Raw genomic sequence first — 26154 nt, forward strand, 5'->3', positions numbered from 1 at the left:
CTCCGCTTACTGGACGAATGCGCCGATCGTGAAATACGGCGTCGATCCCGCGTTGTCGAGGAAACCGAACACGCCGCCCGAGAAGATGAACTTGCCGGTCGGCGACGTGCTGCCCGAACCCGTATGGATCGTCGTGACCGTGCCCGGCACCTTCTGCGTGTAGTCCAGGTCGAGCACTCTCGTGAGCGACGCCTGCGACGGCTGGAACGGATCGAGCAGCGTGGCCTGCTTGTCGATCAGCGCGGTGGTCCGGTAATCGAACTGGCTGTCGACGCCGATGTATTCGCCGTTCTGCGAACCGGCCGCGACGGCCGTCTGCGGCGCGAGGATCGAGATGCTCGATTCGTCGTCGGCGGTCAGGCCCGGCACGCCGTTGCTGTCCGGCGTCGGGTTCGGGTTCGCGACCCCCGTGCGCACGAGGATCGGCACGAGCTGGTTGCGCAGCTTGCCGACGACCATGAAGCCCTTGCCCTGCGGCGTGGCCGACAGCGTCGGCTTCAGCTGGCTCGCGTAGTTGTTCGACTGGAACGCGCCGCTGCCGTCGGCCGACTGCACGAAGTTCGTGCCCTGCTGCGTGCACGCGCCGCCGGCGAACTGGCCGGTCGTGTCGCACTTGGTCCATGTGCCGTCCGCGTTGATCGTCACTTTCGCGTCGATCGACGCCGGCCCGAATTTCTGCGACGGCACTTCGCCGAAGCCGATGTGGCTGTACGTACCCGCGACCTTCGTGATGTCGGTTTCGATCGACGAGAACCCGATGAACGGGTAGTACGGGAATTTCGTGTCGGGCACCGCGGCCTGGCCGAGCACGCCGTCGAACTGGATCTCCTTGCCGGGAATCGTGCCGCCCGCGACGCCGAAGCCGACGAAGATGCGCGCCGGACGCGACGCATCGAGGCTCGCGCCGTTCAGGCGGAACGCGCACTGGTTCAGCTTGTTGGTCGGCAGCAGCGTTTCCTGCGTGAGCGTGCCGCTGTCGACGGTGCCCGCGCGGGTCGGCGTGACGGTGCCGGTCTTTTGCGGCACCGCCGATTCGACATAGGTGACCTGCCAGGTCATCTTGGTCGTGTCGAGCTGGACCTTCGCGAGTTCGCCGCTGCCCGCGCCGCCCGTAAACACGGTGTTGTAGTCGAGCGTGGCAGGGCAAAGCCGCTCTTCGACGAGCGGCGGCGGGTTGTCGCTGCCGCCGCCGCAGGCGGAAAGAAGGGGGCCGGCAAAGGCCGCCGCCAGAATGAGGTTGCGCTTCATGTTGCTCCTCCAGATTTGTCTTGTGCGGCGGCCAGCTCCCTGTCGGCCGCTTCTGTTGGTCGTGCTCGTCTTGTTGGCGCCGTGCCGGGCGCCTTCGTGCCTTCCCTGCGTCACGCGGCGGCAGGCCGGCCGCCGCGTCCCCGATCGCTACTTGCTGATCTGCGCGCCCACGCCGAAGTACGGGGTCGACGACGTCGTCGAATTCGCCGACGTCGACGTGACGCCGCCGTTCACCGTGCCCTGGATCAGCGCCGCGTATAGCCCGCCGGTCGCGATCACCACGCCCGATGCGGACGGGTAGCTCGCGCCGCTCGGCGGGGCGGTTTTCGCGTTCAGCAGGCCCGGTGTCGTCTGGCCGTAGTCGAGCGTGAAGCCGTCTTCCTCGGCCTGCGTGGACGGGTTGATGAACGACGCGTTGCCGCCGCGGATCAGTGCGGCCGTGTACTTGAAGTTCGAGTCCGCGCCCGCGTAGCCGCCATCGATCGCGCCCGACGTGATCGCCGTCGCCGCGCCGAGCACCGCGATGCCCGATTCGTCGTCGACCTGCGCATCGAGGTGCAGTGGCGGCGTGCCGAGGTTCACGTTGCCCGTGCGCACGATCACCGGCACCGTCGCGCCGTTGAGCTGGCCGATCACCATGTGCGCGGTGGCCGACTTGCCGGTCGCGCCGACGATCGGCAGTTGCGTCTGCGGCAGCGTCTGCGGTGCCTTGGCGCTGTCGAAGTAGCCGCCGTTCGCGCTCGTTTTCCACGGATCGCCGGTCGTCTGGCAGCCACCCGACCCGCTCGACGTGCACGCGCCGTTCGCGTCGAACGTCTCGCTCGAGGTCGAGCCCTTCGTCGCGTAGTTGCCCGACGGCACGAGGTGGTAGAGCAGCGCGTTGTACGTGCCCGGCAGTTTTGACAGATCGGTCGTCGTGTTTGCGAAGCCGAGGAACGGATAGAAGTCGAAGTGACGGTTCGGCACCTGGCCGACGTTCTGCACGACGCCCGGGATGATCGTCAGCCCGTCGTACTGGATCGTCGCGCCCGGAATGCCGCCGCCCGCCACGCCCATGCCGACCAGCAGCATCGGCGGGTTCGCCTGGTTGAAGTCGGCGGCCGTCGAATAGGTCGAGCCATCCGGCGCGGGGCCGGTGCCCGGCGTGAGGACGAACGCGCAGCGCGTCTGCTCGGCGGTCGGCAGCGTGCCGGTCGGCGGATGGATGACCTTGCCGGTGATCGTCGTGCCGACGCGGCTCGGCGTGACGGTGCCCGTCTTCAACGGGATCGGCGATTCGAGCCACTTGAGCGTGTACGTCATCGCGACCGCGTCGATGTTGACGCTGACGATCTCGCCGCTACCCGCGCCGCCGAGATACGTGCTCTTCACGATATCCGCGTTGGCCGGGCACAGTGCGCCGTTGATCGGTTGCGAAGGCGGCTGCCCTTGCGTGCCGCAGCTCGAGCCGGAACATTGGGGCGCGTTGATCGGCGCGAGCGCGCCGCCTGAGTCCCCCCCACCACATGCAACCAGGAAAGGGGCAATGGCAAAGGCCGTTGCCACCCCCTTCGATAAGGTGTGCGACATGCCGCTGTCTCCAATCGTTTAATTGTGCGAGCTAATGTCGCTGCCTGTGTTTTTGCTGTCAATTGATGAACCCGTCTAAAAAAGGCGATTGAAACGGGATATGCGAATTGAATGCTTGCCCAATAAGGCAAACGGTAAGAATTTAAACGCGGAACGGGCTACCGAAAGCTGCCGGAGTGGGGGATGCGCGACGCCCGGCACGCTCTCGCAGCACCTTCTGGCGTATAACGGCAGCGTTTAAATCAACGGGTATCCGGTTTATCCCTATTCGGGATTGACTGGATAAGGAAGGGGCGAATTAATCCACTTGTAATCGCGCAATGGAAAGCTTGTAAATATTTGTAAATGCGCGGCGCGGTGTTTTTATATATTGCCTGATACGGGTAAATAAAAAGCCGGCCAACGGCCGGCTTTGCATGGCATGCGATGTTGAATCAGCGTTTGAGGCCCGCGTCCTCGGCCGCGCCGATGTTGAGGTTCATGCACTGGATCGCGGCGCCCGATGCGCCCTTGCCGAGGTTGTCGAGGCGCGCGACCGTGACGAAGCGCTCCGCGTTGCCGAACACGAACAGGTCGACGCGGTTCGTGTCGTTGTTCGCCTGCACGTCGAAGAAGCCGCCGTCGAGGTTCGCGTCCGCATCGAACGGCGCGACGCGCACGAACGCTTCGTCCGCGTAGTACTCGGCGAACACGCGCTGCACGTCCTGCGGCGTCGCGCGCTTCGCGAGCTGCTCGGGCGTGAAGTAGGTCGTCACCGCGAGGCCCTTCAGGAACGGGCCGACGATCGGCGTGAAGATCGGTGCGTGCGCGAGGCCCGTGTGCGCGGCCATTTCCGGCAGGTGCTTGTGCGCGAGGCCGAGCGCGTACGGGCGCGGGCTCGCGAGCTTGCCGCCCGGCGCGGCGCTTTCGTACTCGGCGATCATCGACTTGCCGCCGCCGCTGTAGCCGGTGATCGAGTAGCTGTGCGCGGCGAACGTCGGCGCGACGATGCCCGCATCGACGAGCGGCCGCATCGCGAGCACGAACGCCGACGCGTGGCAGCCGGGCACCGCGATGCGCTTCGACGTGCGAATCTTCTCGCGCTGCGCGCGGGTCAGCTCGGGCAGGCCGTACGCCCAGTCGGCGCTGGTGCGGAACGCGGTGCTCGCGTCGATCAGCGTGGTGTTCGGATTCTCGACGAGCGACGCGGATTCGCGCGACGCGACGTCCGGCAGGCACAGGAACGTGACGTCCGACGCGTTGATCAGGCGGCGGCGCTCGTCGACGTCCTTGCGCTTCGCTTCCTCGATGCGCAGGATCTCGATGTCGCTGCGTGCCGACAGATATTCGAAGATCTTGAGGCCCGTCGTGCCTTCCTGGCCGTCGACAAAAACTTTGGTGCTCATTTCGCTCTCACTGAATGAAACGGGAGCCGCGGCGCCCTGAAACCGCCATTTTAAGACGTCATCCGGCGGCACTGCAGCGCGCGGGGCGAAAAAAGACGGCCGGCGGGCCGTCTTCGCGTCCATCTTCGTGTCCCTTTGACGCCCGCCGGTACGTGCGCGGGCCGGGGAACGCGCGCGCTCAGCGGGCGCCGGCGTCCCAGCGGGCGGTCGCTTCGGCGACGCGCCGGCCGAATGCCTTGCCGGTCTCGAGGTCGCCCGGCAGCGGCCCTTCGTCGGGCGTCGCATCGGCCGGCGACTGCGCGAGCAGGCCCGTCGAGCCGCCGAGATAGTTGATGTCGTTGCGCGTGGCCGCCTTCGAGTTCGCCGGCATCAGGCTCGTGCCGACCCACACCATCCCATGCTGCATCGCCAGCGTGACGAAATATTGAATCGTCGAGAACTTGTCGCCGTTCATCGTCGCGGAGTTCGTGAAGCCCGCGGCGATTTTGTCCTTCCATTTCTGCGTGAACCACGCTTTCGACGTGGCATCGGCGAATTGCTTGAACTGCGCGGACGGGCCGCCCATGTAGGTCGGCGCGCCGAAGACGATCGCGTCCGCCGCGTCGAGCGCGGCCCAGCCTGCGTCGTCGAGGTCGCCGACGGCGATCAGGCGCACGTTCGCACCCGCGTCCTGCGCGCCGGCGTGCACGGCTTCGGCCAGCTTCTGCGTGTGACCGTAGCCGCTGTGATAGACGATGACGATGTTCGACATGAAGCGTTCTCCGGAAAGGGACAGGAACGGCGGGCCGCCGGCTCGCCGCGTCACGCGTCGCCGGCAGGCGGCGCGACGGTCGCGCGGCAGGGGATGCCGCGACCGGTGACGACGAGTCTAGCAAGCCGAAATGACGAGACAACGTGCGCGTGCGGCGCACCGAAATTCGCGGCGGTCTGCAATCGCGGCGCCACTGCCAGGCGAGACGCCGTGCGGCTACTGGCCGTAAGTGACCGTGAGTTGCGCGGTGCCGATCGCGAGCGTGCCGATCTCGTGCTCGAACATCGGCGCCGGGCGGCCCTGCGAAATGCGCAGGTCGGTGCCTTTGAGCGCGTAGACGGTGATCACGTAGCGATGCGGCTTGCCGGGCGGCGGGCACGGGCCGCCGTAGCCGTCGATCCCGTAGTCGTTGCGTGCCTCGCTCGCGCCGATGCGGCGCAGGAAGCCGGATGCGCTCGCGTCGGCCGGCAGGCTCGTGACGGTCGCCGGAATGCCCGCGACGGCCCAGTGCCACCAGCCATGCCCGGGCGCATCGGGATCGAAGACCGTGACAGCGTAGCCGCGCGTGCCGGGCGGCGGGTTGCGCCACGCGAGTTGCGGCGAGCGGTTCGCGCCCTTGCAGTCGCCGCGGTCGAACACGTTCGCGGCCCGCACGCGGGCGCCGGGCGTCAGGTCGTCGCTCGTCACGGTGAACGGGCCTTCCGCATGCGCGGGCAGCGCCGCGAAAACGGCAGCGCACAGGAGGGCGGGGAGGCGGAACGCAGACGGGCGGCCCGATGGCGCAGGCGGAGTGATCCGGCGATCCACACGCATATGGCGTTTCTCCCGTCACGTGGGCCGGGCCGCGGCGCCCGGCATTGTTGGCGTTGTGTGTTGCCCGCGCCGCTGAGGGCGGCGATGGGTCAAGTCTAGCATTAGGGTTCGATGAGCGACGCACACCGGCGCCCGCGATCGCGATCGGTCAGCGCGCTAGTCGGCAGACGAAAAAAAACCGCCTGCGATGAAGCAGGCGGCTCTTCAGCCAGTGTGCCGGCGCGTGCGCCGGCGTGGCGTCATTCCTTCGGGGCCGTCGCGCCGCCGTGCGCGGCCGACCATTCGGCCGGTGCGTGCAGGAATTTCTCGACTTCGTCGAGCGTCTTCGTCTCGAAGTAGCCCGACGCCTTCGCGACGCGCAGCACGTCCCACCACGTGGCGAGCGCGTGCAGGTCGACGTCGATGTCCTTCAGGACCGACACGCTTTCCTTGAAGATGTCGTAGTGGAACAGCACGAAGCAGTGGTTCACCGTCGCGCCCGCGGTGCGCAGCGCGTTGACGAAGTTGATCTTGCTGCGGCTGTCGGTCGTCAGGTCTTCCACCAGCAGCACGCGCGAGCCTTCCTCGAGATGGCCTTCGATCTGCGCGTTGCGGCCGAAACCCTTCGGCTTCTTGCGCACGTACTGCATCGGCACCATCATCCGGTCCGCGATCCATGCCGCGAACGGGATGCCGGCCGTCTCGCCGCCCGCCACCGCATCGATCTGCTCGAAGCCGATGTCGCGCGTGATCGTCGTTTCCGCCATTTCCATCAGCGCACGGCGCACGCGCGGATACGAGATCAGCTTGCGGCAGTCGATATAGACGGGGCTTGCCCAGCCGGACGTGAAGATGAACGGTTTTTCGGCATTGAAGTGCACCGCCTGCACTTCGAGCAGGATTTTGGCGGTCGTATCCGAGATCGACTGACGATCGTAGCCTGTCATGGGCATTCCTTGGGTGATGAGCGAGGAGCGGGCGCGGGCCCGATGGCGCAGCAAGGGGAACCTGCCCGAAGGGCCGGGGCGCGATTGGCGGACCAATCGCATCGCTGCGCGCGTAGCCCGCTATTTTACCCGATTCAGGCCGGTTTTCGGCGGAATTCGCGCGCGCCGCCGCGCCGCTCGCCACCGGCGAAACAAACGGGGCACGACCAGTCCGACACGGACGCCGGGGATGCGGCGGTGCACCAACGGAGGTCATTTAGGGGGTGTACACTAGGCGACCCTAAGAAATCGTTCAGTACTTTGTACTTTCCTCTTGCCACCCGCCAAGGTTCGTTGGCGTGCCCATCCGGCGCGTCGCGGGCCGTCTCGCAGTCGACCATCCCCTCGATTCAGGCAGACGCGGCCGAAGGTGCGGTGTACTGAGTCGTCAATATTTCGCATGTCTCTCGCAGGTCAATCATGGACGAACAACTGAAGCAGGCCGCTCTCGCTTATCACCTGAACCCGAAACCCGGCAAGATTTCGGTCACCCCGACCAAGCCGCTGTCGAACCAGCTCGATCTGTCGCTCGCGTATTCGCCGGGCGTCGCCGCCGCGTGCGAGGCGATCCACGCCGATCCGCTCGACGCGCAGAAGTACACGTCGCGCGGCAACCTCGTCGGCGTCATCACGAACGGCACGGCCGTGCTCGGCCTCGGCAACATCGGCCCGCTCGCCGCGAAGCCGGTGATGGAAGGCAAGGGCTGCCTCTTCAAGAAATTCGCGGGCATCGACGTGTTCGACATCGAACTCTCGGAGTCCGACCCCGACAAGCTCGTCGAGGCGATCGCGATGCTCGAGCCGACGCTCGGCGGCATCAATCTCGAGGACATCAAGGCGCCGGAGTGCTTCTACATCGAGCAGAAACTGCGCGAGCGCATGAAGATCCCCGTCTTCCACGACGACCAGCACGGCACCGCGATCATCGCATCGGCCGCGATCCTGAACGGCCTGAAGGTCGTCGGCAAGAAGCTGTCGGAAGTGAAGCTCGTGTGTTCGGGCGCCGGCGCGGCCGCGATCGCGTGTCTGGACCTGCTGGTGAACCTCGGCCTCACGAAGACGAACATCCTCGTCGCCGATTCGAAGGGCGTGATCTACGAAGGGCGCGGCAACCTCGATCCGTCGAAGCAGCGCTATGCGGCGAACACCGACGCGCGCTCGCTCGCCGATGCGATCGTCGGCGCCGACGTGTTCCTCGGCTGCTCGAGCGCGGGCGTGCTGAAGCAGGACATGGTCAAGACGATGGGCGAGCGCCCGCTGATCCTGGCGCTCGCGAACCCGGAACCGGAAATCCGCCCGGAAGACGCGAAGGCCGTGCGCCCGGACGCGATCGTCGCGACCGGCCGTTCGGACTACCCGAACCAGGTCAACAACGTGTTGTGCTTCCCGTTCATCTTCCGCGGCGCGCTCGACGTCGGCGCGACGACGATCACGGAAGAAATGAAGCTCGCGTGCGTGCGCGCGATCGCCGAACTGGCGCAGGAAACCGACCAGAGCGAGGAGGTCGCGAAGGCGTATGAAGGCCATTCGCTGGAGTTCGGGCCGGAATACCTGATTCCGAAGCCGTTCGACCCGCGCCTGATCATCAAGATCGCGCCGGCCGTGGCGCAAGCCGCGATGGATTCGGGCGTCGCCACGCGCCCGATCCAGGACATGGACGCGTACCGCGAACAGCTCGGCGCGACCGTCTACCGCACCGGCATGGTGATGCGTCCGGTGTTCGCGACCGCGAAGCAGAAGGAGGCCCGCATCGTTTTCGCCGAAGGCGAGGATGAGCGCGTGCTGCGCGCCGCGCAGTTCGTGCTGCTGGAAAAGATCGCGAAGCCGATCATCATCGGCCGTCCGTCGGTCGTCGACATGCGCCTCGCGAAGATCGGCTCGAAGCTGAAGGCCGGCACCGATTTCGAAATCGTCGATCCGGAAGACGATGCGCGCTACCACCGCTACTGGCAGGCGTATCAGGAGATCGGCGCGCGCGACGGCGTGACGCCGGAAGTCGCGAAGGCCGCGATGCGCAAGTTCAACACGCTGATCGGCGCGATGCTCGTGCACCTGGGCGATGCGGACGGAATGATCTGCGGGATGATCGATACGTTCCACAGCCACCTGAAGTTCATCGAGCAGGTGCTGGGCCGCGCGAAGGGCGCCGAGCACTTCGCCGCGATGAACCTGCTGATGCTGCCGGGCCGCAACCTGTTCGTGTGCGACACGTACGTGAACGAGTTGCCGAGCGCCGACCAGCTCGCCGACATGACGATCCAGGCCGCGGCCGAGATCGAGCGCTTCGGCATCACGCCGAAGGCCGCGCTGCTGTCGAACTCGAACTTCGGCAGTGCGCCGTCGGCGTCGTCGCGCCGGATGGCCGAGGCCCGCAAGCTGATCGTCGAACGTGCGCCGAACCTCGAAGTCGACGGTGAAATGCACGGCGACGCGGCGCTGTCGGAACTGATCCGCAAGCAGGCGTTCCCGGGCACGACGCTGTCGGGCGAGGCGAACCTGCTGATCATGCCGAACGTCGAAGCGGCGAACATCGCGTACAACCTGCTGAAGATGGTCGGCGGCGAAGGCGTGACGGTCGGCCCGTTCCTGCTCGGCGCGGCCAAGCCGGTCCACATCCTGACGCCGGCCGCGACCGTGCGCCGGATCATCAACATGACGGCCGTTGCCGCTGCGAACGTGAACACGAAGTAAGTCCACGCTCGCGTGTGCCGCGCGTCACGCGCGGCACAATGAAAAACGCCACGGAACCTGCGTTCCGTGGCGTTTTTTTTTCGCGTGAACCCTAAGGGCGACGGCGGCGCGGGGCGGGCATCCGGACCGCGAACGCCCGCCGCGCGCACCGTTACGCGACCTGCTGATGCGACTGGCCGCCTGCCGGCGAGCGCCACTTCGCGAGCAGCGTGTCCCACTTCTGCCGCACTGCGCGCAGGTTGTTCTCCTTCACGTGGCCGTAGCCGCGAATGCCGTCCGGCAGCGCCGCAAGCTCGAGCGCGAGCGGCCGGTTGGCCGCGTTCAGCCTGCCCAGCACCTCGCCGATCAGCGCTTCATATTCGCCGATCAGCGCGCGCTCGGTGCGGCGCTCCGCGGTGCGGCCGAACGGGTCGAGCCCCGTGCCGCGCAGGAACTTCGCCTTCGCGAGCAGCCGAAACGCGGACATCATCCACGGGCCGTACGCCTTCTTCACGAGATGGCCGTGGGCGTCCGTCTTCGCGAACAGCGGCGGCGCGAGGTGGAATTTCAGCTTCCAGTCGCCTTCGAACTGCGCGGTCAGCCGCGCGAGGAACGCGGGATCGGACTGCAGCCGCGCGACCTCGTATTCGTCCTTGTACGCCATCAGCTTGAACAGGTTGCGCGCGACCGCTTCGGTCAGCGGCTCCTGCACCGTGTCGCCGTCGGCGAGCGCGCGCTCGGCGGCGCGCACCTTGTCGACGAATGCCGCATAACGCGACGCGTACGCGGCGTTCTGGTACGCGGTGAGGAATTCGACGCGCTTCGCGATCAGCGCGTCGACCGCCTTCTTCGTGTGCAGCGAAATCACCGTCGCGCCTTGCGCGGGCCGGGCGTCGCCGGCCGCGGCCTGCTTCACGCTGGCCAGGTCGTGCGCGGCGCGGCGGCCCCAGTCGAACGCCGCGCGGTTCTTGTCGACCGATACCGCGTTCAGCTCGATCGCGCGTTCGAGCGACGCGAGCGTCAGCGGCAGCCAGCCCTTCTGCCACGCGTAGCCGAGCACGAACGGGTTCGTGTAGATCGCGTCGCCGAGCAGCGCGACCGCGAAGCGGTTCGCATCGATGAAGTCGACCGCTTCACCGGCTGCCGCGCGGATGTCGTTCTCTGCGGACACGCCGGGGAACGCCCAGTTCGGGTTCTTGATGAACTCGGCGGTCGGCGTCTGCGCGCTGTTGACGACCACGCGCGTCGTGTCGTGCCGCATCCGCGACGTGCATTCGTCGCCGGCCGTGACGATCGCATCGCAGCCGATCACGAGATCGGCTTCGCCCATCGCGATCCGCGTCGCATGAATGTCGGTCGGCGCGTGCGAGATCTGCACGTGGCTCATCACCGCGCCGCCCTTCTGCGCGAGGCCGGTGACGTCGAGCACGGTCACGCCCTTGTTTTCCAGGTGCGCGGCCATCCCGAGCAGCGCGCCGATCGTGACGACGCCCGTGCCGCCCACGCCGGTGACGAGCACGCCGTACGCGCGATCGATCGCCGGCAGCGTCGGTTCGGGAATCGGCGGCAGCGCACCGCCGTCGACCGCCACCGCCTTCGGCTTCTTCAACTGGCCGCCCTCGACCGTGACGAAGCTCGGGCAGAAGCCCTTCACGCACGAAAAGTCCTTGTTGCAGCTCGACTGGTTGATCTGGCGCTTCGTGCCGAATTCGGTTTCCAGCGGCTCGACCGACAGGCAGTTCGACTGCACCGAGCAGTCGCCGCAGCCTTCGCACACCGCGTCGTTGATCACGACGCGCTTCGCCGGGTCCGGGTATGTACCGCGTTTGCGGCGGCGGCGCTTCTCGGTCGCGCAGGTCTGGTCGTAGATCAGGATCGTCGTGCCTTCGATCTCGCGCAGCGCGCGCTGCACGTCGTCGAGCTGGTCGCGATGGTGGATCGTCACGCCCGGCGCGAGCAGCGCCTTCTGGCTGTCGTACTTCTCCGGCTCGTCGGTGACGATCACGATCTTCTTCGCGCCTTCGGACGCGAGCTGGTGCGTGATCTGCGGCACCGTCAGCACGCCGTCGACCGGCTGGCCGCCCGTCATCGCGACCGCGTCGTTGTAGAGGATCTTGTAGGTGATGTTCGCCTTCGACGAGATCGCCGCGCGCACCGCGAGCAGGCCCGAATGGAAATAGGTGCCGTCGCCGAGGTTCGCGAACACGTGCTTCTCGTCGGTGAACGGCGCCTGGCCGATCCACGGCACGCCTTCGCCGCCCATCTGGCTGAAGGTGCTCGTGCTGCGGTCCATCCACACGGTCATGTAGTGGCAGCCGATCCCGGCGATCGCGCGCGAGCCTTCCGGCACGTTGGTCGACGTGTTGTGCGGGCAGCCCGAGCAGAACCACGGCTTGCGCTCGGTCTGCACGTGCGGCTTCGCGAGCGCCATTTCCTTCGCGTTGATCACCGCGAGCCGCGCGGCGATGCGCGCGCGCACGTCGGACGGCAACTCGAACTTCTCGAGCCGCGTCGCGATCGCCTTCGCGATGATCGCGGGCGACAGCTCGTAGTGCGCGGGCAGCAGCCAGTTGCCCATCGGCACCGACCATTCGCCGCCGGCACCGTCCTTCTCGTCGAACTTGCCGAACACCCGCGGGCGCTGCGCGTCGGGCCAGTTGTACAGCTCTTCCTTGATCGCGTATTCGAGGATCTGGCGCTTTTCCTCGACGACCAGGATTTCGTCGAGGCCGCGCGCGAACGCCTGCGCGCCCTGCGCTTCGAGCGGCCACACGCAGCCGACCTTGTAGAGCCGGATGCCGATCCGCGCGCAGGTTTCGTCGTCGAGGCCGAGGTCGGTCAGCGCCTGGCGCACGTCGAGGTACGCCTTGCCGCCGGTCATGATCCCGAAGCGCGCATGCGGCGAGTCGATCTCGATCCGGTCGAGCTTGTTTGCGCGCACGTAGGCGAGCGCCGCGTACCACTTGTAGTCGAGCAGCCGCGCTTCCTGCACGAGCGGCGGGTCGGGCCAGCGGATGTTCAGCCCGCCTTCCGGCAGGATGAAGTCGGTCGGCAGCACGATCTCGGTGCGATGCGGGTCGATGTCGACCGACGCCGACGATTCGACGACGTCCGTCACGCACTTGAGCGCGACCCACAGGCCCGAGTAACGGCTCATCGCCCAGCCATGCAGGCCGAAGTCGAGATATTCCTGCACGTTGGACGGGAACAGCACCGGCAGCCCGCAGGCCTTGAAGATGTGCTCGGACTGATGCGCGAGCGTGGACGATTTCGCCGCGTGATCGTCGCCGGCCAGCACCAGCACGCCGCCGTGCTGCGACGAGCCGGCCGAGTTCGCGTGCTTGAACACGTCGCCCGTGCGATCGACGCCCGGACCCTTGCCGTACCACATGCCGAACACGCCGTCGTACTTCGCGCCGGGGTACAGGTTCACTTGCTGGGAGCCCCACACGGCGGTGGCGGCGAGATCTTCGTTGAGGCCGGGCTGGAACACGATCCGGTGGGCGGCCAGGTGCTGCTTGGCTTTCCACAGCGACAGATCGAGGCCGCCCAGCGGCGAGCCGCGGTAGCCGGAGATGAAACCGGCCGTATTGAGACCGGCGGCGCGATCGCGTTCCTGCTGGAGCATCGGCAGGCGCACGAGGGCCTGGATGCCGCTCATGTACGCGCGGCCGCGTTCCAGCGTGTATTTGTCGTCAAGCGTGACGGACTTCAGCGCGGCTTCTAGCGACGCGCGTTGGTCTGCGTCTAGCGGGGCATTCATTAACTGTCTCCTCCACCCGGTCTGGGATCACCAAAACTTCGGTTGCGTCGGCATCTTTTGGACGCGTCCGCAGTGGCCGGCATGTTCGCCGGTTTTAAGGGATGGTAGCACTGGGGCAAACCCGCCGCCCATCGGTCGCAACGCGAGGGAAAGGGCCGCCACGCACCATGAAACAGGGCGAGATCATGCGTTACATCATGTAAAAGCATGTAAAGCGGCGTTGATCTGCGGGCAAATGCCGTTAATCTTGTCGGCCTGCCGGAGGTGCCCGGCCGCGTGGGTTCGTTCCGACGCAGTCGGGGAGGCGCCGGCAGTTTTACAGGAGGTGCAATGAACACACGTCATATCCAGAGTTTCCTGATCGTGTCCGCCGCGTTTTTCTCGATGACGGGCCCGGTGCACGCGCGAGGCGCGAGCGCGCTGGCGGCAGCCGGCGCACAGATGCAGCAGATCGTGCCCGCTCAGGACGCCGCAGCTCAGCCGTCGGTCGAGCGCGCCGCCGCGTCGAAGGCGAACGTGCGTTGATGCGATCGCGCGGCCCGCGGGCCTCGCCGGCATGCAAAAAGGGCGGGAATCCTCGGATTCCCGCCCTTTTTCTTTGTGCGGCCGGATCGCGCGGCCGCCCCCGGTTGCTCGGAGGCGCCGCGCGGCGGGGGCGTCAGGCCTTGTCCTGCACGACGCCGCGGCGGATCTGGTCGAGCTCGATCGATTCGAACAGCGCCTTGAAGTTGCCTTCGCCGAAGCCCTGGTTGCCCTTGCGCTGGATGATCTCGAAAAAGATCGGCCCGATCTGGTTTTCGGTGAAGATCTGCAGCAGCAGGTCGTCGCGTGCGCCGTCGATCAGGATCTTGCGCTTCTTCAGTTCGTCCAGCGATTCGCCGTGGTTCGGCACGCGGCGGTCGACCAGTTCGTAATACGTGTCGATCGTGTCGAGCAGCTTCACTTCCTTGCTGCGCAGCCCGTCGACTGCCTGATAGATGTCGCTCGCGCCGAGCGCGATGTGCTGGATGCCTTCGCCGTGATATGCGTCGAGGTATTCCTGGATCTGGCCGGCCGTGTCCGAGCCTTCCTCGTTGATCGGGATGCGGATCTTGCCGCACGGCGACGTCATCGCCTTCGACTTCACGCCCGTCACCTTGCCTTCGATGTCGAAATAGCGCACTTCGCGGAAGTTGAACAGGCGCTCGTAGAACTCGGCCCATTCCTGCATGCGGCCGCGATGCACGTTGTGCGTCAGGTGGTCGATGTAGGTGAGGCCGTGGCCGACCGGGTTCGGGTTCGCGCCGGGAATCGGCTCGAAGTCGACGTCGTAGATGCTGATGTCGCCGATCGCGCCCGGCTGCGCGCCGTTCTTGCCGCGCCAGCGGTCGACGAAGTAGATCAGCGAATCGCCGATCCCCTTGATCGCCGGGATGTTCAGCTCCATCGGGCCCGTCTTGTTGTCGAAGCCCCATGCGCCGAGTTCCAGCGCGTGCCGGTACGCCTTCGCGGCGTCCTGCACGCGGAACGCGATCGCGCAGATCGACGGGCCGTGCAGCCGCGCGAAGCGTTGCGCGAACGAATCGGGTTCGGCGTTGATGATGAAGTTGATGTCGCCCTGGCGGTACACCGTCACGTCCTTGTGGCGGTGGCGCGCGATCGCGGTGAAACCCATCCGTTCGAACAGTTGTCCGAGTGCTTTCGGGTCCGGTGCCGTGTATTCGATAAATTCGAAGCCGTCGGTGCCGACGGGGTTGTCCCAGGTGGGGATCTGCATGTCGTGTCTCCTGTGCGGGGCGATCGGCCGGGGGCGGCGTGCGCGTGCCCGGCGTGGTTCGATGTCGACGGCCGCGCCCATCACGAGCGTGCGCGGCAAGCCGAGACATGCGACAGAGTGTAGCGGGCGGCCGCGAGCGGAAACTTGCGAACTTAATCGCCCGCGCCTACGATGGCGCAATTTCCAGTCTCAAAACACTCAGTGGAGGGCAGAAGATGGCGCAAGCCGAATTGGATGCCATCGACCGGCGCATTCTCGCGATTCTTCAGGAGAACGGGCGCCTGTCGAACCAGGAGATCGCCGAGCGCGTGAACCTGTCGCCGAGCCCGTGCTTGCGGCGAATCCGGCGGCTCGAGGAAATCGGCGTGATCACCGGCTACGTCGCGCTGCTGAATCCGCAGAAGCTCGGGCTCGACCTGCTCGCCTACGTGAGCGTGCGGCTCGAAAAGCGCGGCGGCCTCGCGCCGGTCCGGGCCGACGAGACGTCGGCGCGCGCGGGCGCGACCCACGCGGAGCTGTTCCGCGCGGCCGTGCAGACCTGGCCGGAAGTGGTCGCGTGCCATGCGATGACGGGCGACATGGATTACCTGCTGCGCGTACAGGTCGAGGACATGGCGCATTTCTCCCGCTTCGTGCAGGAGCATCTGCTGCATCACCCGTCGGTGATCGACGTGAAGACGAGCTTCTCGCTCGATTGCTTCAAGGAAACGACGGCGTTGCCGATTCGTTCGGTGCGCTAGCGTGGCGGGGAAGGGGGGCGCCGGGCGCGCCGCAGGCGCGGCCCGGCTGGCCGACGTCAGGCCGTCAGTGTGGCCGGCATCAGCGATTCGATGAACTTCGTCGTGCGGCGCGCCTGGCGCTTCATCGCGTAGTCGAACACCGCGGCCTGTTCCTGCAGCATCTCGGCGATGATCGTCGAGTGGTCGGCCGGCGGCAGCGACAGATACGCATCGGCTTCACCGTACGCGTACTCGATCCGCATCCCGGACTTCTTCGCGATGTGCATCATCGTCGCGTTACGCGACAGGCAGTGCATGTACAGCATCGTCACGTGCGTGTTGCGGCTGCGGATCGCCGCGCGCTCGAACAGTTTCGAGCCGACGCCGCGGCCGCGCGCGCTTTCGAGCACCGACACGCCGAATTCGGCCGTGCGCGTGTCGCCCTCGGCCGGCAGGTAGGCCAGGTGGCCGACGCCGATCAGTTCGAGGTCGTGGTCGAACACGCCGAACACCGTATCGCGACCGAAGTCGAGCGTGCGGACATAGTTCTCGATCACGTGATCGGGCACCATCTGGCCGAAGCGCAGCAGGCGGTCCTCTTCGTCGAGCGAGAGAAAGTGGGTGAGCATCTGCTCACGGTCTTTGGAAGCCAGTTCCCTGACGAGAACCGGCGCAGTAGCGACCTTGCCGACAGCAGCGGCACGGCCGTTGAATTGCGTGTTCATCGTGGGTTCCTCAGTGTGGGTGCACAAGCGGGTTGTGCAATGCAACAGCATTTTACCCGAGCGAGGTTGGGGAAAACCCGTATTTGACGTTATTTGTGCTGAGGGGGAATTCTAAAACCGCTTAGTTCATTCTTTAAGTTATTGATTTTAAGCGAATTTAAAATTCATCATATGAAATGCGCGGCGGGCGGTCGGCTGTGCCCGTCGCGCAACGCATGCTGCTGCGCGGCAATCAGGCCGCCGTCGACAGCCCGCGCTCGATGAGGTCGATCACCTGTTCCGCGAAGTCGCGGTAGCCGAGGCGGCCGCCCGGCTTCAGCCACGTGAAGGTCCAGTTGATCATCCCGAACACCATCATCGTCACCGAGGTCTGGTTTTCCTTCGAGATGCGGTCCGGGTACGCACGCGCGAGCTGCCGCGTAAACGCCGCGACGATGTCGCGCTGGCGGTCGAGCACGATTTCACGCTGTGCGTCCTCGAGATACTTCACGTCGTTGAGCAGCGCGACGTGGCGGCTGTGCGACGTCTCGTATTCGGCGAGGAACGCGCGCACGAGTTCGGCGAACGCGTCGCGCTCGCTGAGGCCGCGCCGCTGGCTCGCGCCCTCGACCTCGGCGATGATCAGCATCAGCCGTTTCGTGTAGCGGTCGAGCAGGTCGAACAGGATCGCTTCCTTGCTCTCGTAATAGTGATAGAGCCGCGCCTTCGACGTGCCGCTCGCGGTCGCGAGATCGGACATCGACGTACTCGGGTAGCTCGTCTGCGCGAATTTCTCGGCGGCCAGGTCGAGGATCTGCTCGCGCTGGGATTCGTGGTCGGGCGCTCGGGTTCGGGCCATGGTCGAATGCGGAAGATTAGCGGTGCGCGGCGGCGCGCACCTGCGTGGAAGAGAGGGCGTCGGGCGCGTCGTCCTGCAGCTCGAGCCGGCCGGCGGCCGCGAGTTCGCGACAGCGCCACCACGCGAGCGAGTCGCTGACGAACAGCCCGCCGCGGTCGGCGGCGGCCATGATGCTGCCAACGAGATGTCGCGCGGGCTGCCAGTCGGTTTCCGCGCGCTCGACGATCAACGCGTCGAGATCGGCGTAGTGGCCGCTCTTGATCGTGTTGCTGACCCAATAACGCAGTTCGGCGTTCAGATGTTTCGCTTCCTGCCATTCGAGCGCGAGGCGGCCGATGCGCAGGACCGAGACCGGCGCGGCCGCCGGCCGCTTGCGCGCCAGTTCCGCGGGCGAGAACATCCCGGTCGCGCAGGCTTGGTCGGTACGCGACAGCGCTGCGCGCTGCGCGGCGTCGAGATCGGCGGCCGACAGCCGCACCTCGTTCAGGCGCTGCGGCACGTTGCGCAGGTGATAGGCGACGCGGCGCAGCAGCAGCTTGTCGCCGACGCTCGGCGCGTGCCACACGACGACCTGGCCGGTCTCCGTCGCGAGCTGGTCGAGGCGCGCGAATTCGGCCTCGATTTCCGCGTTCCAGTCGGGGATCTGGTCGCCGAGCACGTGCTGCCAGAAGGTGGCGCGCGTGTCGGGCGTCTCGTCGGCGCCCTTCAGCGGCCCGACGCCGAGATCGTCGAGCAAACCGACGACGCGCTCGTCGCGTCCGGTTTGCGCGAGGGCTTCGCGCAGCGACGCGGCGGCGGTGCCGCCCTGAATCACATGAATGGTACTCATCGGCCTGTCGTCAACAAAAGAAAACCGCCGGCCGGGCGGACGTTGCGATGTCCAGCCGGCCGGCGGCCCCTAGGGTCTGTTTACATATGGAACGCGCATGCGAATGCCCGAAATCGCTCGTCCCCCAAGGGGACTTCCTCCGGGGCGTATGGCAAGGAGTGAGGAGCGCCGTTTGGCCGAGCCAAACAAGCGACGAGCGACGCCGCCATACGGGCGATTTCGGGCATTCCCGTGGAATGATTTTTTAATTTGGGGTTGCCACGAGAATGGCCGCTCGCCGCGTTGCGCTCCTTGCGAATACGTCAGTATTCGCGGCGTCGCGCGCCTCGCGAGCGGCCGTTCTCGTGGCAACGCATGCGCGTTCCATATGTAAACAGACCCTAGTGTAAGCGAGATGTGTGACGGCGAGAAACCGTCAGGCGCCGCGACGCGACGCCGCTCAACGCTCGTCGAAGCTCACGACGACCTTGTCGCTGATCGGGTGGCACTGGCACGTGAGCACGAAACCGTCCTTCACTTCGTGCGCCTCGAGCGTGTAGTTCTTCTCCATCCGCACTTCGCCTTCGACCACCTTCGCGCGGCACGTGCAGCACACGCCGCCCTTGCATGCGTACGGCAACGCGAGGCCCGCGCGCAGGCCCACGTCGAGCAGGCTCACGCCTTCGTACGGCAGACGCAGCTTGCGCTTCTTGCCGTCGAGCACGATTTCGAGGTCGGCGGCCGGCGTCTGGTCGGTGATCTCGACGACCGGTGCGCCGGCCTGCGGCAGCGGCGTGCCGAAGCGCTCGACGTGCACCTTCGCCTGCGGCACGCCGGCCGCGTTCAGCGCGGCTTCGGCCGCGTCCATCATCGGCGCCGGGCCGCAGATGAACGCCTCGTCGATCGCGTCGGCCGGCGTCAGCGTCGCGAGGAATTCCGCGCATTTCGCCTGGTCGAGCACGCCGTTGAACAGCTCGACGTCCTGCAGGTCGTCCGACAGCACGTGATAGAGGACGAAGCGGTTCATGTAGCGGTTCTTCAGGTCCTCGAGCTCCTCCGCGAACATGATCGCGTCGACGCTGCGGTTGCCGTAGATCAGCGTGAACGTGCTGCGCGGCTCGAGTTCGAGCGTCGTCTTCACGATCGCGAGCACCGGCGTGATTCCCGAGCCGCCGGAAAACGCGACGTACTGCTTGCCATGGTCGGCGTTCAGGTGCGTGAAGAAGCGGCCGTCCGGCGTCATCACGTCGATCGTGTGGCCGGGCTTCAGCGTGTCGAACGCGAAGTTCGAGAAGCGGCCGCCGCGCACGCGCTTGATGCCGATGCGCAGTTCGCCGTCGCGATCGTAGTCCGTCGTGCCGACGCAGATCGAATACGAGCGGCGCGTCTCCTCGCCGTCGATGTGGGCCTTCAACGTGACGAACTGGCCCTGCGTGAAGCGGTACGCGTCGCGCAGCTCGGGCGGCACGTCGAACGAGACGGTCACGGCGTCGGCGGTCTCGGGCCGCACGTCGCGGATACGCAGCGGGTGAAATTGCGGGGTCGCCATATTCAGTAGGGTTTGAAGTAGTCGAAGGGTTCGCGGCAGTCGACGCAGCGATACAGCGCCTTGCAGGCCGTGGACGCGAATTGCGCGAGACGTTCGGTGCGCGCGGAGCCGCAGCGCGGGCAGGTGGGCGCCGCGACCGGCCGCGGCACGAAGCGCACGACGTTCTCCCGCGGCACGGCGCTGCCGCACTGGCCGACCGGCGGCGCGATGCCGTACGCGCGCAGCTTGTCGCGCGCTTCCTGCGTGATCCAGTCGGTCGTCCACGCGGGGGCGAGCACCGTCTCGATCCGGTGCGGCGGCAGATCGGCGGCCTGCAGCGCGGCGGCGATGTCCTCGGCGATCTGCGACATCGCCGGGCAGCCCGAGTAGGTCGGCGTGATCACGACTTCGAGCTGGCCGTCGTCCGCGCGGCGGACGTCGCGCAGGATGCCGAGCTCGCGGATCGACACGACCGGAATCTCCGGATCGGGCACGGCTTCGAGTACGTCCCACGCGTGGGCGAGCAGCGGATCGTCGCGGTGCGCGGCGGCGGTAGGGGCGGCGGTCTGGGCGGACATCGGCGGGCTCCGTGGCGTGGGCCGGTTACCAGCTCGCGCCGGGGTGCTGGCGCGCGAGGCTCTGCATTTCGGCGAGCAGGTAGCCCATGTGTTCCGAATGCTCGCCCTGCTTGCCGGTCGTCACGTGCTTCACCGGTGCCGGCAGCGCGAGCGTGGCCTCCGCGAGCGCGTCGTCCACGTCCGCGCGCCACGCGGCCTCGAGCGCGGCCGGCGCCGGGCCGATGCCCGCGGCGACGATCGCGTCGTCGATCGCATCGGCGGCGAAGCATTCGCGCGTGTACGGCATCAGGTAATCGAGCGCGGCCTGCGCGCGGCGGTGCGATTCGTCGGTGCCGTCGCCGAGGCGCACGAGCCATTCGCGCGCATGCTGGACGTGATAGCGGGTTTCCTTCACCGATTTCGCGGCGATCGCGGCGAGCTGCGTGTCGGTCGACGTTTCCAGCGCGCTCCACACGTGCAGCATCAGCGCCGCGTACAGGAAGTTGCGCACGATCGTCACCGCGTAGTCCTTGTCGGCGTGTGCGGTGCCGGAGACGGGCCCGTAGTGCGGCAGTTCGGCGAGCGTGAAGTTCGCGAACTCGCGCTCGGTGCGGAAGTACGCGTAATCGTCTTCCGTCTTCGCCGCGCCGGTGAGCTGACGCTCGAGCTCGGCCGCGTGCGTATACAGCATGCGCGCCTGGCCGATGAGGTCGAGGCTCATGTTGGTGAGCGCGATGTCTTCCTCGAGGATCGGGCCATGGCCACACCATTCGGCGTTGCGCTGACCGAGGATCAGCGCGTTGTCCGCGAGGCGCAGCACGTAGGAGAGGTGTTCGGGCGTGATCGTCATGGTGCGGGCGTTACATGTGGTTGACTTCGTCGGGCAACGTGTAGAACGTCGGGTGACGGTAGATCTTGTCGCCCGCCGGTTCGAACAGTTCGGCCTTCTCGCTCGGGTCCGATGCGGTGATCGCCGACGACGGCACCACCCAGATGCTCACGCCTTCCTGGCGCCGCGTGTAGACGTCGCGCGCCATGCGCAGCGCCATCGTCGCGTCGGCGGCGTGCAGGCTGCCGCAGTGCTTGTGGTCGAGGCCCTGCTTGCTGCGCACGAACACTTCCCAGATCGGCCATTCCTTGTTCATCGCTTTCTCCTGATTCCTGAATTCGGGGGGTGCCGCTCAGGCGGCGTGCTGTTCGGCGCGGGCGCGACGCTTCGCTTCGTGCGCGAGCGCGGCTTCGCGCACCCAGGCGCCGTCCTCGTGTGCTTTCACGCGAGTCGCGAGGCGTTCCTTGTTGCACGGGCCGTCGCCATTGACGACGCGCCAGAATTCGTCCCAGTCGATCGCGCCGTAGTCATAGTGGCCGCGCGCCTCGTTCCATTTCAGGTCGGGGTCGGGCAGCGTCACGCCGAGCACCTTTGCCTGATCGACCGTCGCGTCGACGAATTTCTGGCGCAGGTCGTCGTTCGAGATCCGCTTGATGCCCCATTTCGCGGACTGGCTGCTGTGGACCGAATCGGCGTCGCTCGGGCCGAACATCATCAGTACCGGCCACCACCAGCGGTCGACGGCCTGCTGGACCATCGCGCGTTGCGCGTCGCTGCCCTTCATCATCGACAGCAGCGCGTCGAAACCCTGGCGCTGGTGGAACGACTCTTCCTTGCACACGCGGATCATCGCGCGCGCATACGGGCCGTACGTGCAGCGGCACAGCGGGATCTGGTTCATGATCGCGGCGCCGTCGACGAGCCAGCCGATCACGCCGACGTCGGCCCAGGTCGGCGTCGGGTAGTTGAAGATGCTCGAGTATTTCGCCTTGCCGGCGTGCAGCGCGTCGATCAGCGAATCGCGCGATACGCCGAGCGTTTCGGCCGCGCTGTACAGGTAGAGGCCGTGGCCGGCTTCGTCCTGCACCTTCGCGAGCAGGATCGCCTTGCGCTTCAGGCTCGGCGCGCGCGAGATCCAGTTGCCTTCCGGCAGCATGCCGACGACTTCCGAATGCGCGTGCTGCGAGATCTGGCGTACCAGCGTCTTGCGATATGCGTCGGGCATCCAGTCCTGCGGTTCGATCTTGCCGTCCGCGGCCATCACCGCATCGAACCGCGCCTGTTCGGGCGACTCGGCTGCGGCATCGAGCGGCGCGACGTTGCCGGGGATGTCGAGGGATTGCGTGTACATGGCGAAAGCTCTCGTCCGGTTGAATGTGTGCGAAGTATAAACCAACCGACCGGTCGGTTAATAAATTTGTTGCGAATTTTCGGCGAGACACGGGTAAACGAGGGACGTCGGGGCGCGATCCGGTCGCGCACGTGTGGCCTCGCACGTGGGTCTCGCGTCTTCTGCGGCACAATGCCCGCTTTCCGATGAGGATTTTGCCGATGTCATTTCGAAGCAGTGTCGCCGCGGCCGTGCTGGGCGCGGCCGTTTTCGTGTCGCCGCTTGCGGCGTCGGCGGCGTCGGGCTCGCCGGTGGGTTGGGTCGCCGCGTGGGCGACCGCGCTGCAGCCGATTCCTGACCTCGCCGCACCGCCGCCGCTCTACCGCGCACCCGACGTGGCCGGGAGAACCGTGCGGCAGATCGTCTACCCGACCGTGTCGGGGCGGGCCGCGCGGATTCGCGTGAGCAACGCCTACGGTCGCGCGCCGCTGGTCGTCGAGGCCGCGAGCCTCGCGCGTGCCGGCGAAGGGGCCGCGCTCGCCGGCGGCGCGGTGGTACCGGTCCGGTTCGGCGGCAGCGCGTCGGTGACGCTCGCACCGGGCCAGGCGCGCGAAAGCGATCCGGTGTCGATCGACGTGACGGCCGCGCAGCCATATGCGATTAGTCTCCAGATGGGGCCGAACCAGCGGATGACGGTCTGGCATCGCGTGTCGAACCAGTTCAACTATGTGTCCGCGCCGGGCGATCAAGTGGGCAATCCGGGCGCCGACGTGTTCCGCACCCGCTTTACTCAATATGCATGGGTGACGGAACTTGCCGTCGAAGCCGGCTCCGCACGCGGCAGCGTCGCCGCGATCGGCGATTCGATCACCGACGGGTTGCGCTCCAGCGTGAACCGCAACCGTCGCTGGCCCGACGCGCTCGCACGCCGGCTGATGGCGTCGAGTGCCGATTCGATCGGCGTCGTGAATCTCGGCATCAGCGGGAACCGGCTGCTCAGCGATTCCGCGTGTTACGGCACGTCGCTGGCGTCGCGGTTCGAGCGTGACGCGCTGTCGCGCTCGGGCGTGAAGGCGGTGATCGTGCTGATCGGGATCAACGACATCAACTTTGCGGCGATGCCGCCGCGCGCGGGGCTCGATTGCGATCACCCGCATACGCAGGTGACCGCCGCGTCGCTGATCGACGGCTATCGCCGGCTGATCGACGCGGCGCACCGCCAGGGCGTGAAGGTCTTCGGCGCGACGCTGACGCCGGCGGCGTTGCCGCCCGGACGCGAAGCGATCCGGCTCGAGGTGAACCGGTGGATCCGGAGCGGAGGCGGGTTCGACGGCGTGGTGGACTTCGACGCTGTGCTGCGCGATCCGGCGCGCCCGAGCGTGCTGCAGCGCCGATACGATAGCGGCGACGGCATCCATCCGAGCGATGCGGGCTACACGGCGATGGCCGATGCGGTGCCGATCGAGCAACTGCAGGCTGCGGTGGGCGGCAAATGACGCGGCTCTATATATAGAGGGAAAGGTTGCCGACGGCCTGCGGGCCGGCAGCGCGACATCGTCCGTCGAGCCTGAAGCCTCCGTGTGCGTCAGCGCACGGAGGCTTTTTCAAACTTTCTTCATAAAGGGCTTGCGCGGATGGGGGCGGATGCATAGAATCACGCCTCTTTCGCGCTAACGGAAACGCGGCGCGGAAGGAAGGGAAGCGGTGCTGTTGGGGTTCGGTCGTAGCGAGCCTTGGCGGTACAGGAAGTTGAGCCCCGCAGTCGCAACGATGTAGTGTAAAAAGTTGTTGACGAGCTGCGAAACACGGTTCATAATCTCGCTTCTCTGCTGCTGAAAACGCGGCGCTGCCGGGAAATACGAAGTTCCTCGCAGAATGCTCTTTAAAAATTAACAGCCGATAAGTGTGGGCGCTTGATGAAAGCGAGCTGATCCTCGGATCAGATAGCGAAAGTATCAAGAGTCTCACACTAAAGTAAGTCAGGTTTATGAAGTGATTCATATTCCTGTCAGCTTTGAGTGAGCGACCGGTTCTTAACCGAACCGAAAACAGTAACAGGTTTGAACTGAAGAGTTTGATCCTGGCTCAGATTGAACGCTGGCGGCATGCCTTACACATGCAAGTCGAACGGCAGCACGGGTGCTTGCACCTGGTGGCGAGTGGCGAACGGGTGAGTAATACATCGGAACATGTCCTGTAGTGGGGGATAGCCCGGCGAAAGCCGGATTAATACCGCATACGATCTACGGATGAAAGCGGGGGACCTTCGGGCCTCGCGCTATAGGGTTGGCCGATGGCTGATTAGCTAGTTGGTGGGGTAAAGGCCTACCAAGGCGACGATCAGTAGCTGGTCTGAGAGGACGACCAGCCACACTGGGACTGAGACACGGCCCAGACTCCTACGGGAGGCAGCAGTGGGGAATTTTGGACAATGGGCGAAAGCCTGATCCAGCAATGCCGCGTGTGTGAAGAAGGCCTTCGGGTTGTAAAGCACTTTTGTCCGGAAAGAAATCCTTGGCTCTAATACAGTCGGGGGATGACGGTACCGGAAGAATAAGCACCGGCTAACTACGTGCCAGCAGCCGCGGTAATACGTAGGGTGCGAGCGTTAATCGGAATTACTGGGCGTAAAGCGTGCGCAGGCGGTTTGCTAAGACCGATGTGAAATCCCCGGGCTCAACCTGGGAACTGCATTGGTGACTGGCAGGCTAGAGTATGGCAGAGGGGGGTAGAATTCCACGTGTAGCAGTGAAATGCGTAGAGATGTGGAGGAATACCGATGGCGAAGGCAGCCCCCTGGGCCAATACTGACGCTCATGCACGAAAGCGTGGGGAGCAAACAGGATTAGATACCCTGGTAGTCCACGCCCTAAACGATGTCAACTAGTTGTTGGGGATTCATTTCCTTAGTAACGTAGCTAACGCGTGAAGTTGACCGCCTGGGGAGTACGGTCGCAAGATTAAAACTCAAAGGAATTGACGGGGACCCGCACAAGCGGTGGATGATGTGGATTAATTCGATGCAACGCGAAAAACCTTACCTACCCTTGACATGGTCGGAATCCTGCCGAGAGGTGGGAGTGCTCGAAAGAGAACCGGCGCACAGGTGCTGCATGGCTGTCGTCAGCTCGTGTCGTGAGATGTTGGGTTAAGTCCCGCAACGAGCGCAACCCTTGTCCTTAGTTGCTACGCAAGAGCACTCTAAGGAGACTGCCGGTGACAAACCGGAGGAAGGTGGGGATGACGTCAAGTCCTCATGGCCCTTATGGGTAGGGCTTCACACGTCATACAATGGTCGGAACAGAGGGTTGCCAACCCGCGAGGGGGAGCTAATCCCAGAAAACCGATCGTAGTCCGGATTGCACTCTGCAACTCGAGTGCATGAAGCTGGAATCGCTAGTAATCGCGGATCAGCATGCCGCGGTGAATACGTTCCCGGGTCTTGTACACACCGCCCGTCACACCATGGGAGTGGGTTTTACCAGAAGTGGCTAGTCTAACCGCAAGGAGGACGGTCACCACGGTAGGATTCATGACTGGGGTGAAGTCGTAACAAGGTAGCCGTATCGGAAGGTGCGGCTGGATCACCTCCTTTCCAGAGCTTCTCGCACAAGTTGAGCGCTCACGCTTATCGGCTGTAAATCAAAGACAGACTCAGGGGTCTGTAGCTCAGTCGGTTAGAGCACCGTCTTGATAAGGCGGGGGTCGTTGGTTCGAATCCAACCAGACCCACCATTGTCTGGCGGTAACACACCTGAGGCATCTGTACTCATGGGGGCATAGCTCAGCTGGGAGAGCACCTGCTTTGCAAGCAGGGGGTCGTCGGTTCGATCCCGTCTGCCTCCACCAATCTTCAATGACAAGCGTTCGAACGAAGCGTCGTGCGAGCCTTTGTCATTG

Annotated in this window: 20 protein-coding genes, 2 tRNA genes and 1 rRNA gene; 7 read left to right on the forward strand and 16 right to left on the reverse strand. The window is 65.6% G+C overall.

What is annotated here, in order from left to right; genetic code table 11:
* Positions 1–6: 6 nt before the first annotated feature.
* The 6 genes from KR541_RS01215 to KR541_RS01240 form a co-directional block, all read right to left on the reverse strand.
* Positions 7–1248: a DUF2957 domain-containing protein gene (locus tag KR541_RS01215; protein ID WP_050011856.1), complete on the reverse strand. Its 1242-nt coding sequence runs from the start codon at positions 1246–1248 to the stop codon at positions 7–9.
* A 147-nt stretch (positions 1249–1395) separates the two neighbouring features.
* Entirely contained in the window at positions 1396–2817 is a 1422-nt protein-coding gene (locus KR541_RS01220) for a DUF2957 domain-containing protein (RefSeq protein WP_089488060.1), read from the reverse strand.
* Between the two features lie 434 nt (positions 2818–3251).
* Entirely contained in the window at positions 3252–4202 is a 951-nt protein-coding gene (gene argC / locus KR541_RS01225) for an N-acetyl-gamma-glutamyl-phosphate reductase (protein WP_089466425.1), read from the reverse strand.
* Between the two features lie 178 nt (positions 4203–4380).
* Entirely contained in the window at positions 4381–4953 is a 573-nt protein-coding gene (locus KR541_RS01230; protein WP_011546661.1) for a flavodoxin family protein, read from the reverse strand.
* Positions 4954–5169: 216 nt separating this feature from the next.
* Positions 5170–5766 carry a YbhB/YbcL family Raf kinase inhibitor-like protein gene (locus KR541_RS01235; protein ID WP_050011860.1) on the reverse strand — a complete coding sequence of 199 codons (597 nt, stop codon included), beginning with the start codon at positions 5764–5766 and terminating at the stop codon, positions 5170–5172.
* Between the two features lie 239 nt (positions 5767–6005).
* Entirely contained in the window at positions 6006–6692 is a 687-nt protein-coding gene (locus KR541_RS01240) for an orotate phosphoribosyltransferase (RefSeq protein WP_011546659.1), read from the reverse strand.
* A 459-nt stretch (positions 6693–7151) separates the two neighbouring features.
* Between KR541_RS01240 and KR541_RS01245 the strand changes: the two genes are divergently transcribed.
* Positions 7152–9422 (forward strand): NADP-dependent malic enzyme, encoded by a 2271-nt coding sequence (locus KR541_RS01245; RefSeq protein ID WP_124556851.1) that lies wholly within the window; start codon positions 7152–7154, stop codon positions 9420–9422.
* Positions 9423–9573: 151 nt separating this feature from the next.
* Here KR541_RS01245 and KR541_RS01250 read toward each other — a convergent pair whose 3' ends face one another.
* Positions 9574–13164, reverse strand: coding sequence for an indolepyruvate ferredoxin oxidoreductase family protein (locus KR541_RS01250; RefSeq protein ID WP_089488061.1), 3591 nt, complete (start codon positions 13162–13164; stop codon positions 9574–9576).
* Between the two features lie 330 nt (positions 13165–13494).
* Between KR541_RS01250 and KR541_RS01255 the strand changes: the two genes are divergently transcribed.
* Positions 13495–13689, forward strand: a complete 195-nt coding sequence (locus tag KR541_RS01255; protein ID WP_050011864.1) for a hypothetical protein — start codon at positions 13495–13497, stop codon at positions 13687–13689.
* A gap of 133 nt (positions 13690–13822) precedes the next feature.
* Here KR541_RS01255 and hppD read toward each other — a convergent pair whose 3' ends face one another.
* Complete coding sequence (gene hppD / locus KR541_RS01260) at positions 13823–14920, reverse strand: 4-hydroxyphenylpyruvate dioxygenase (RefSeq protein ID WP_050011865.1); 1098 nt, start codon at positions 14918–14920, stop codon at positions 13823–13825.
* 215 nt (positions 14921–15135) lie between these two features.
* Between hppD and KR541_RS01265 the strand changes: the two genes are divergently transcribed.
* The gene (locus tag KR541_RS01265) at positions 15136–15660 is read left to right on the forward strand and encodes an Lrp/AsnC family transcriptional regulator (protein ID WP_040143005.1); all 525 of its coding nucleotides are present in this window, start codon (positions 15136–15138) and stop codon (positions 15658–15660) included.
* A gap of 56 nt (positions 15661–15716) precedes the next feature.
* Here the strand turns inward: KR541_RS01265 and KR541_RS01270 are convergent, their stop codons facing one another.
* The 8 genes from KR541_RS01270 to paaA all read right to left on the reverse strand — a co-directional run bounded on the left by KR541_RS01270 (position 15717) and on the right by paaA (position 22275).
* Entirely contained in the window at positions 15717–16364 is a 648-nt protein-coding gene (locus KR541_RS01270; RefSeq protein WP_124556854.1) for a GNAT family N-acetyltransferase, read from the reverse strand.
* A 232-nt stretch (positions 16365–16596) separates the two neighbouring features.
* Entirely contained in the window at positions 16597–17202 is a 606-nt protein-coding gene (locus KR541_RS01275; protein WP_006482923.1) for a TetR/AcrR family transcriptional regulator, read from the reverse strand.
* A 16-nt stretch (positions 17203–17218) separates the two neighbouring features.
* Positions 17219–18031, reverse strand: a complete 813-nt coding sequence (locus tag KR541_RS01280; RefSeq protein ID WP_050011867.1) for a DUF1835 domain-containing protein — start codon at positions 18029–18031, stop codon at positions 17219–17221.
* 439 nt (positions 18032–18470) lie between these two features.
* Entirely contained in the window at positions 18471–19559 is a 1089-nt protein-coding gene (gene paaE, locus KR541_RS01285) for a 1,2-phenylacetyl-CoA epoxidase subunit PaaE (RefSeq protein WP_050018278.1), read from the reverse strand.
* A 2-nt stretch (positions 19560–19561) separates the two neighbouring features.
* On the reverse strand, positions 19562–20116 hold the full coding sequence (gene paaD, locus KR541_RS01290; RefSeq protein ID WP_050018277.1) for a 1,2-phenylacetyl-CoA epoxidase subunit PaaD: 555 nt from the start codon (positions 20114–20116) through the stop codon (positions 19562–19564).
* A gap of 25 nt (positions 20117–20141) precedes the next feature.
* The gene (gene paaC / locus KR541_RS01295) at positions 20142–20945 is read right to left on the reverse strand and encodes a 1,2-phenylacetyl-CoA epoxidase subunit PaaC (RefSeq protein WP_050018276.1); all 804 of its coding nucleotides are present in this window, start codon (positions 20943–20945) and stop codon (positions 20142–20144) included.
* A 10-nt stretch (positions 20946–20955) separates the two neighbouring features.
* Complete coding sequence (gene paaB, locus KR541_RS01300) at positions 20956–21240, reverse strand: 1,2-phenylacetyl-CoA epoxidase subunit PaaB (RefSeq protein WP_006482881.1); 285 nt, start codon at positions 21238–21240, stop codon at positions 20956–20958.
* Between the two features lie 36 nt (positions 21241–21276).
* Positions 21277–22275 (reverse strand): 1,2-phenylacetyl-CoA epoxidase subunit PaaA, encoded by a 999-nt coding sequence (gene paaA, locus KR541_RS01305; protein WP_050018275.1) that lies wholly within the window; start codon positions 22273–22275, stop codon positions 21277–21279.
* A gap of 200 nt (positions 22276–22475) precedes the next feature.
* Between paaA and KR541_RS01310 the strand changes: the two genes are divergently transcribed.
* From KR541_RS01310 to KR541_RS01325, 4 genes are all read left to right on the forward strand, one after another.
* A complete protein-coding gene (locus KR541_RS01310) occupies positions 22476–23750 on the forward strand; it encodes an SGNH/GDSL hydrolase family protein (RefSeq protein ID WP_050018274.1) in 1275 nt (424 codons plus the stop codon).
* A 566-nt stretch (positions 23751–24316) separates the two neighbouring features.
* Positions 24317–25849 (forward strand): 16S ribosomal RNA (locus KR541_RS01315).
* A gap of 63 nt (positions 25850–25912) precedes the next feature.
* Positions 25913–25989, forward strand: a tRNA-Ile gene (locus KR541_RS01320).
* Positions 25990–26027: 38 nt separating this feature from the next.
* Positions 26028–26103: transfer RNA gene (locus KR541_RS01325), tRNA-Ala, on the forward strand.
* Positions 26104–26154: the final 51 nt, after the last annotated feature.

Source organism: Burkholderia sola, assembly GCF_905400185.1.
In the GTDB taxonomy this organism is placed as follows: domain Bacteria; phylum Pseudomonadota; class Gammaproteobacteria; order Burkholderiales; family Burkholderiaceae; genus Burkholderia; species Burkholderia sola.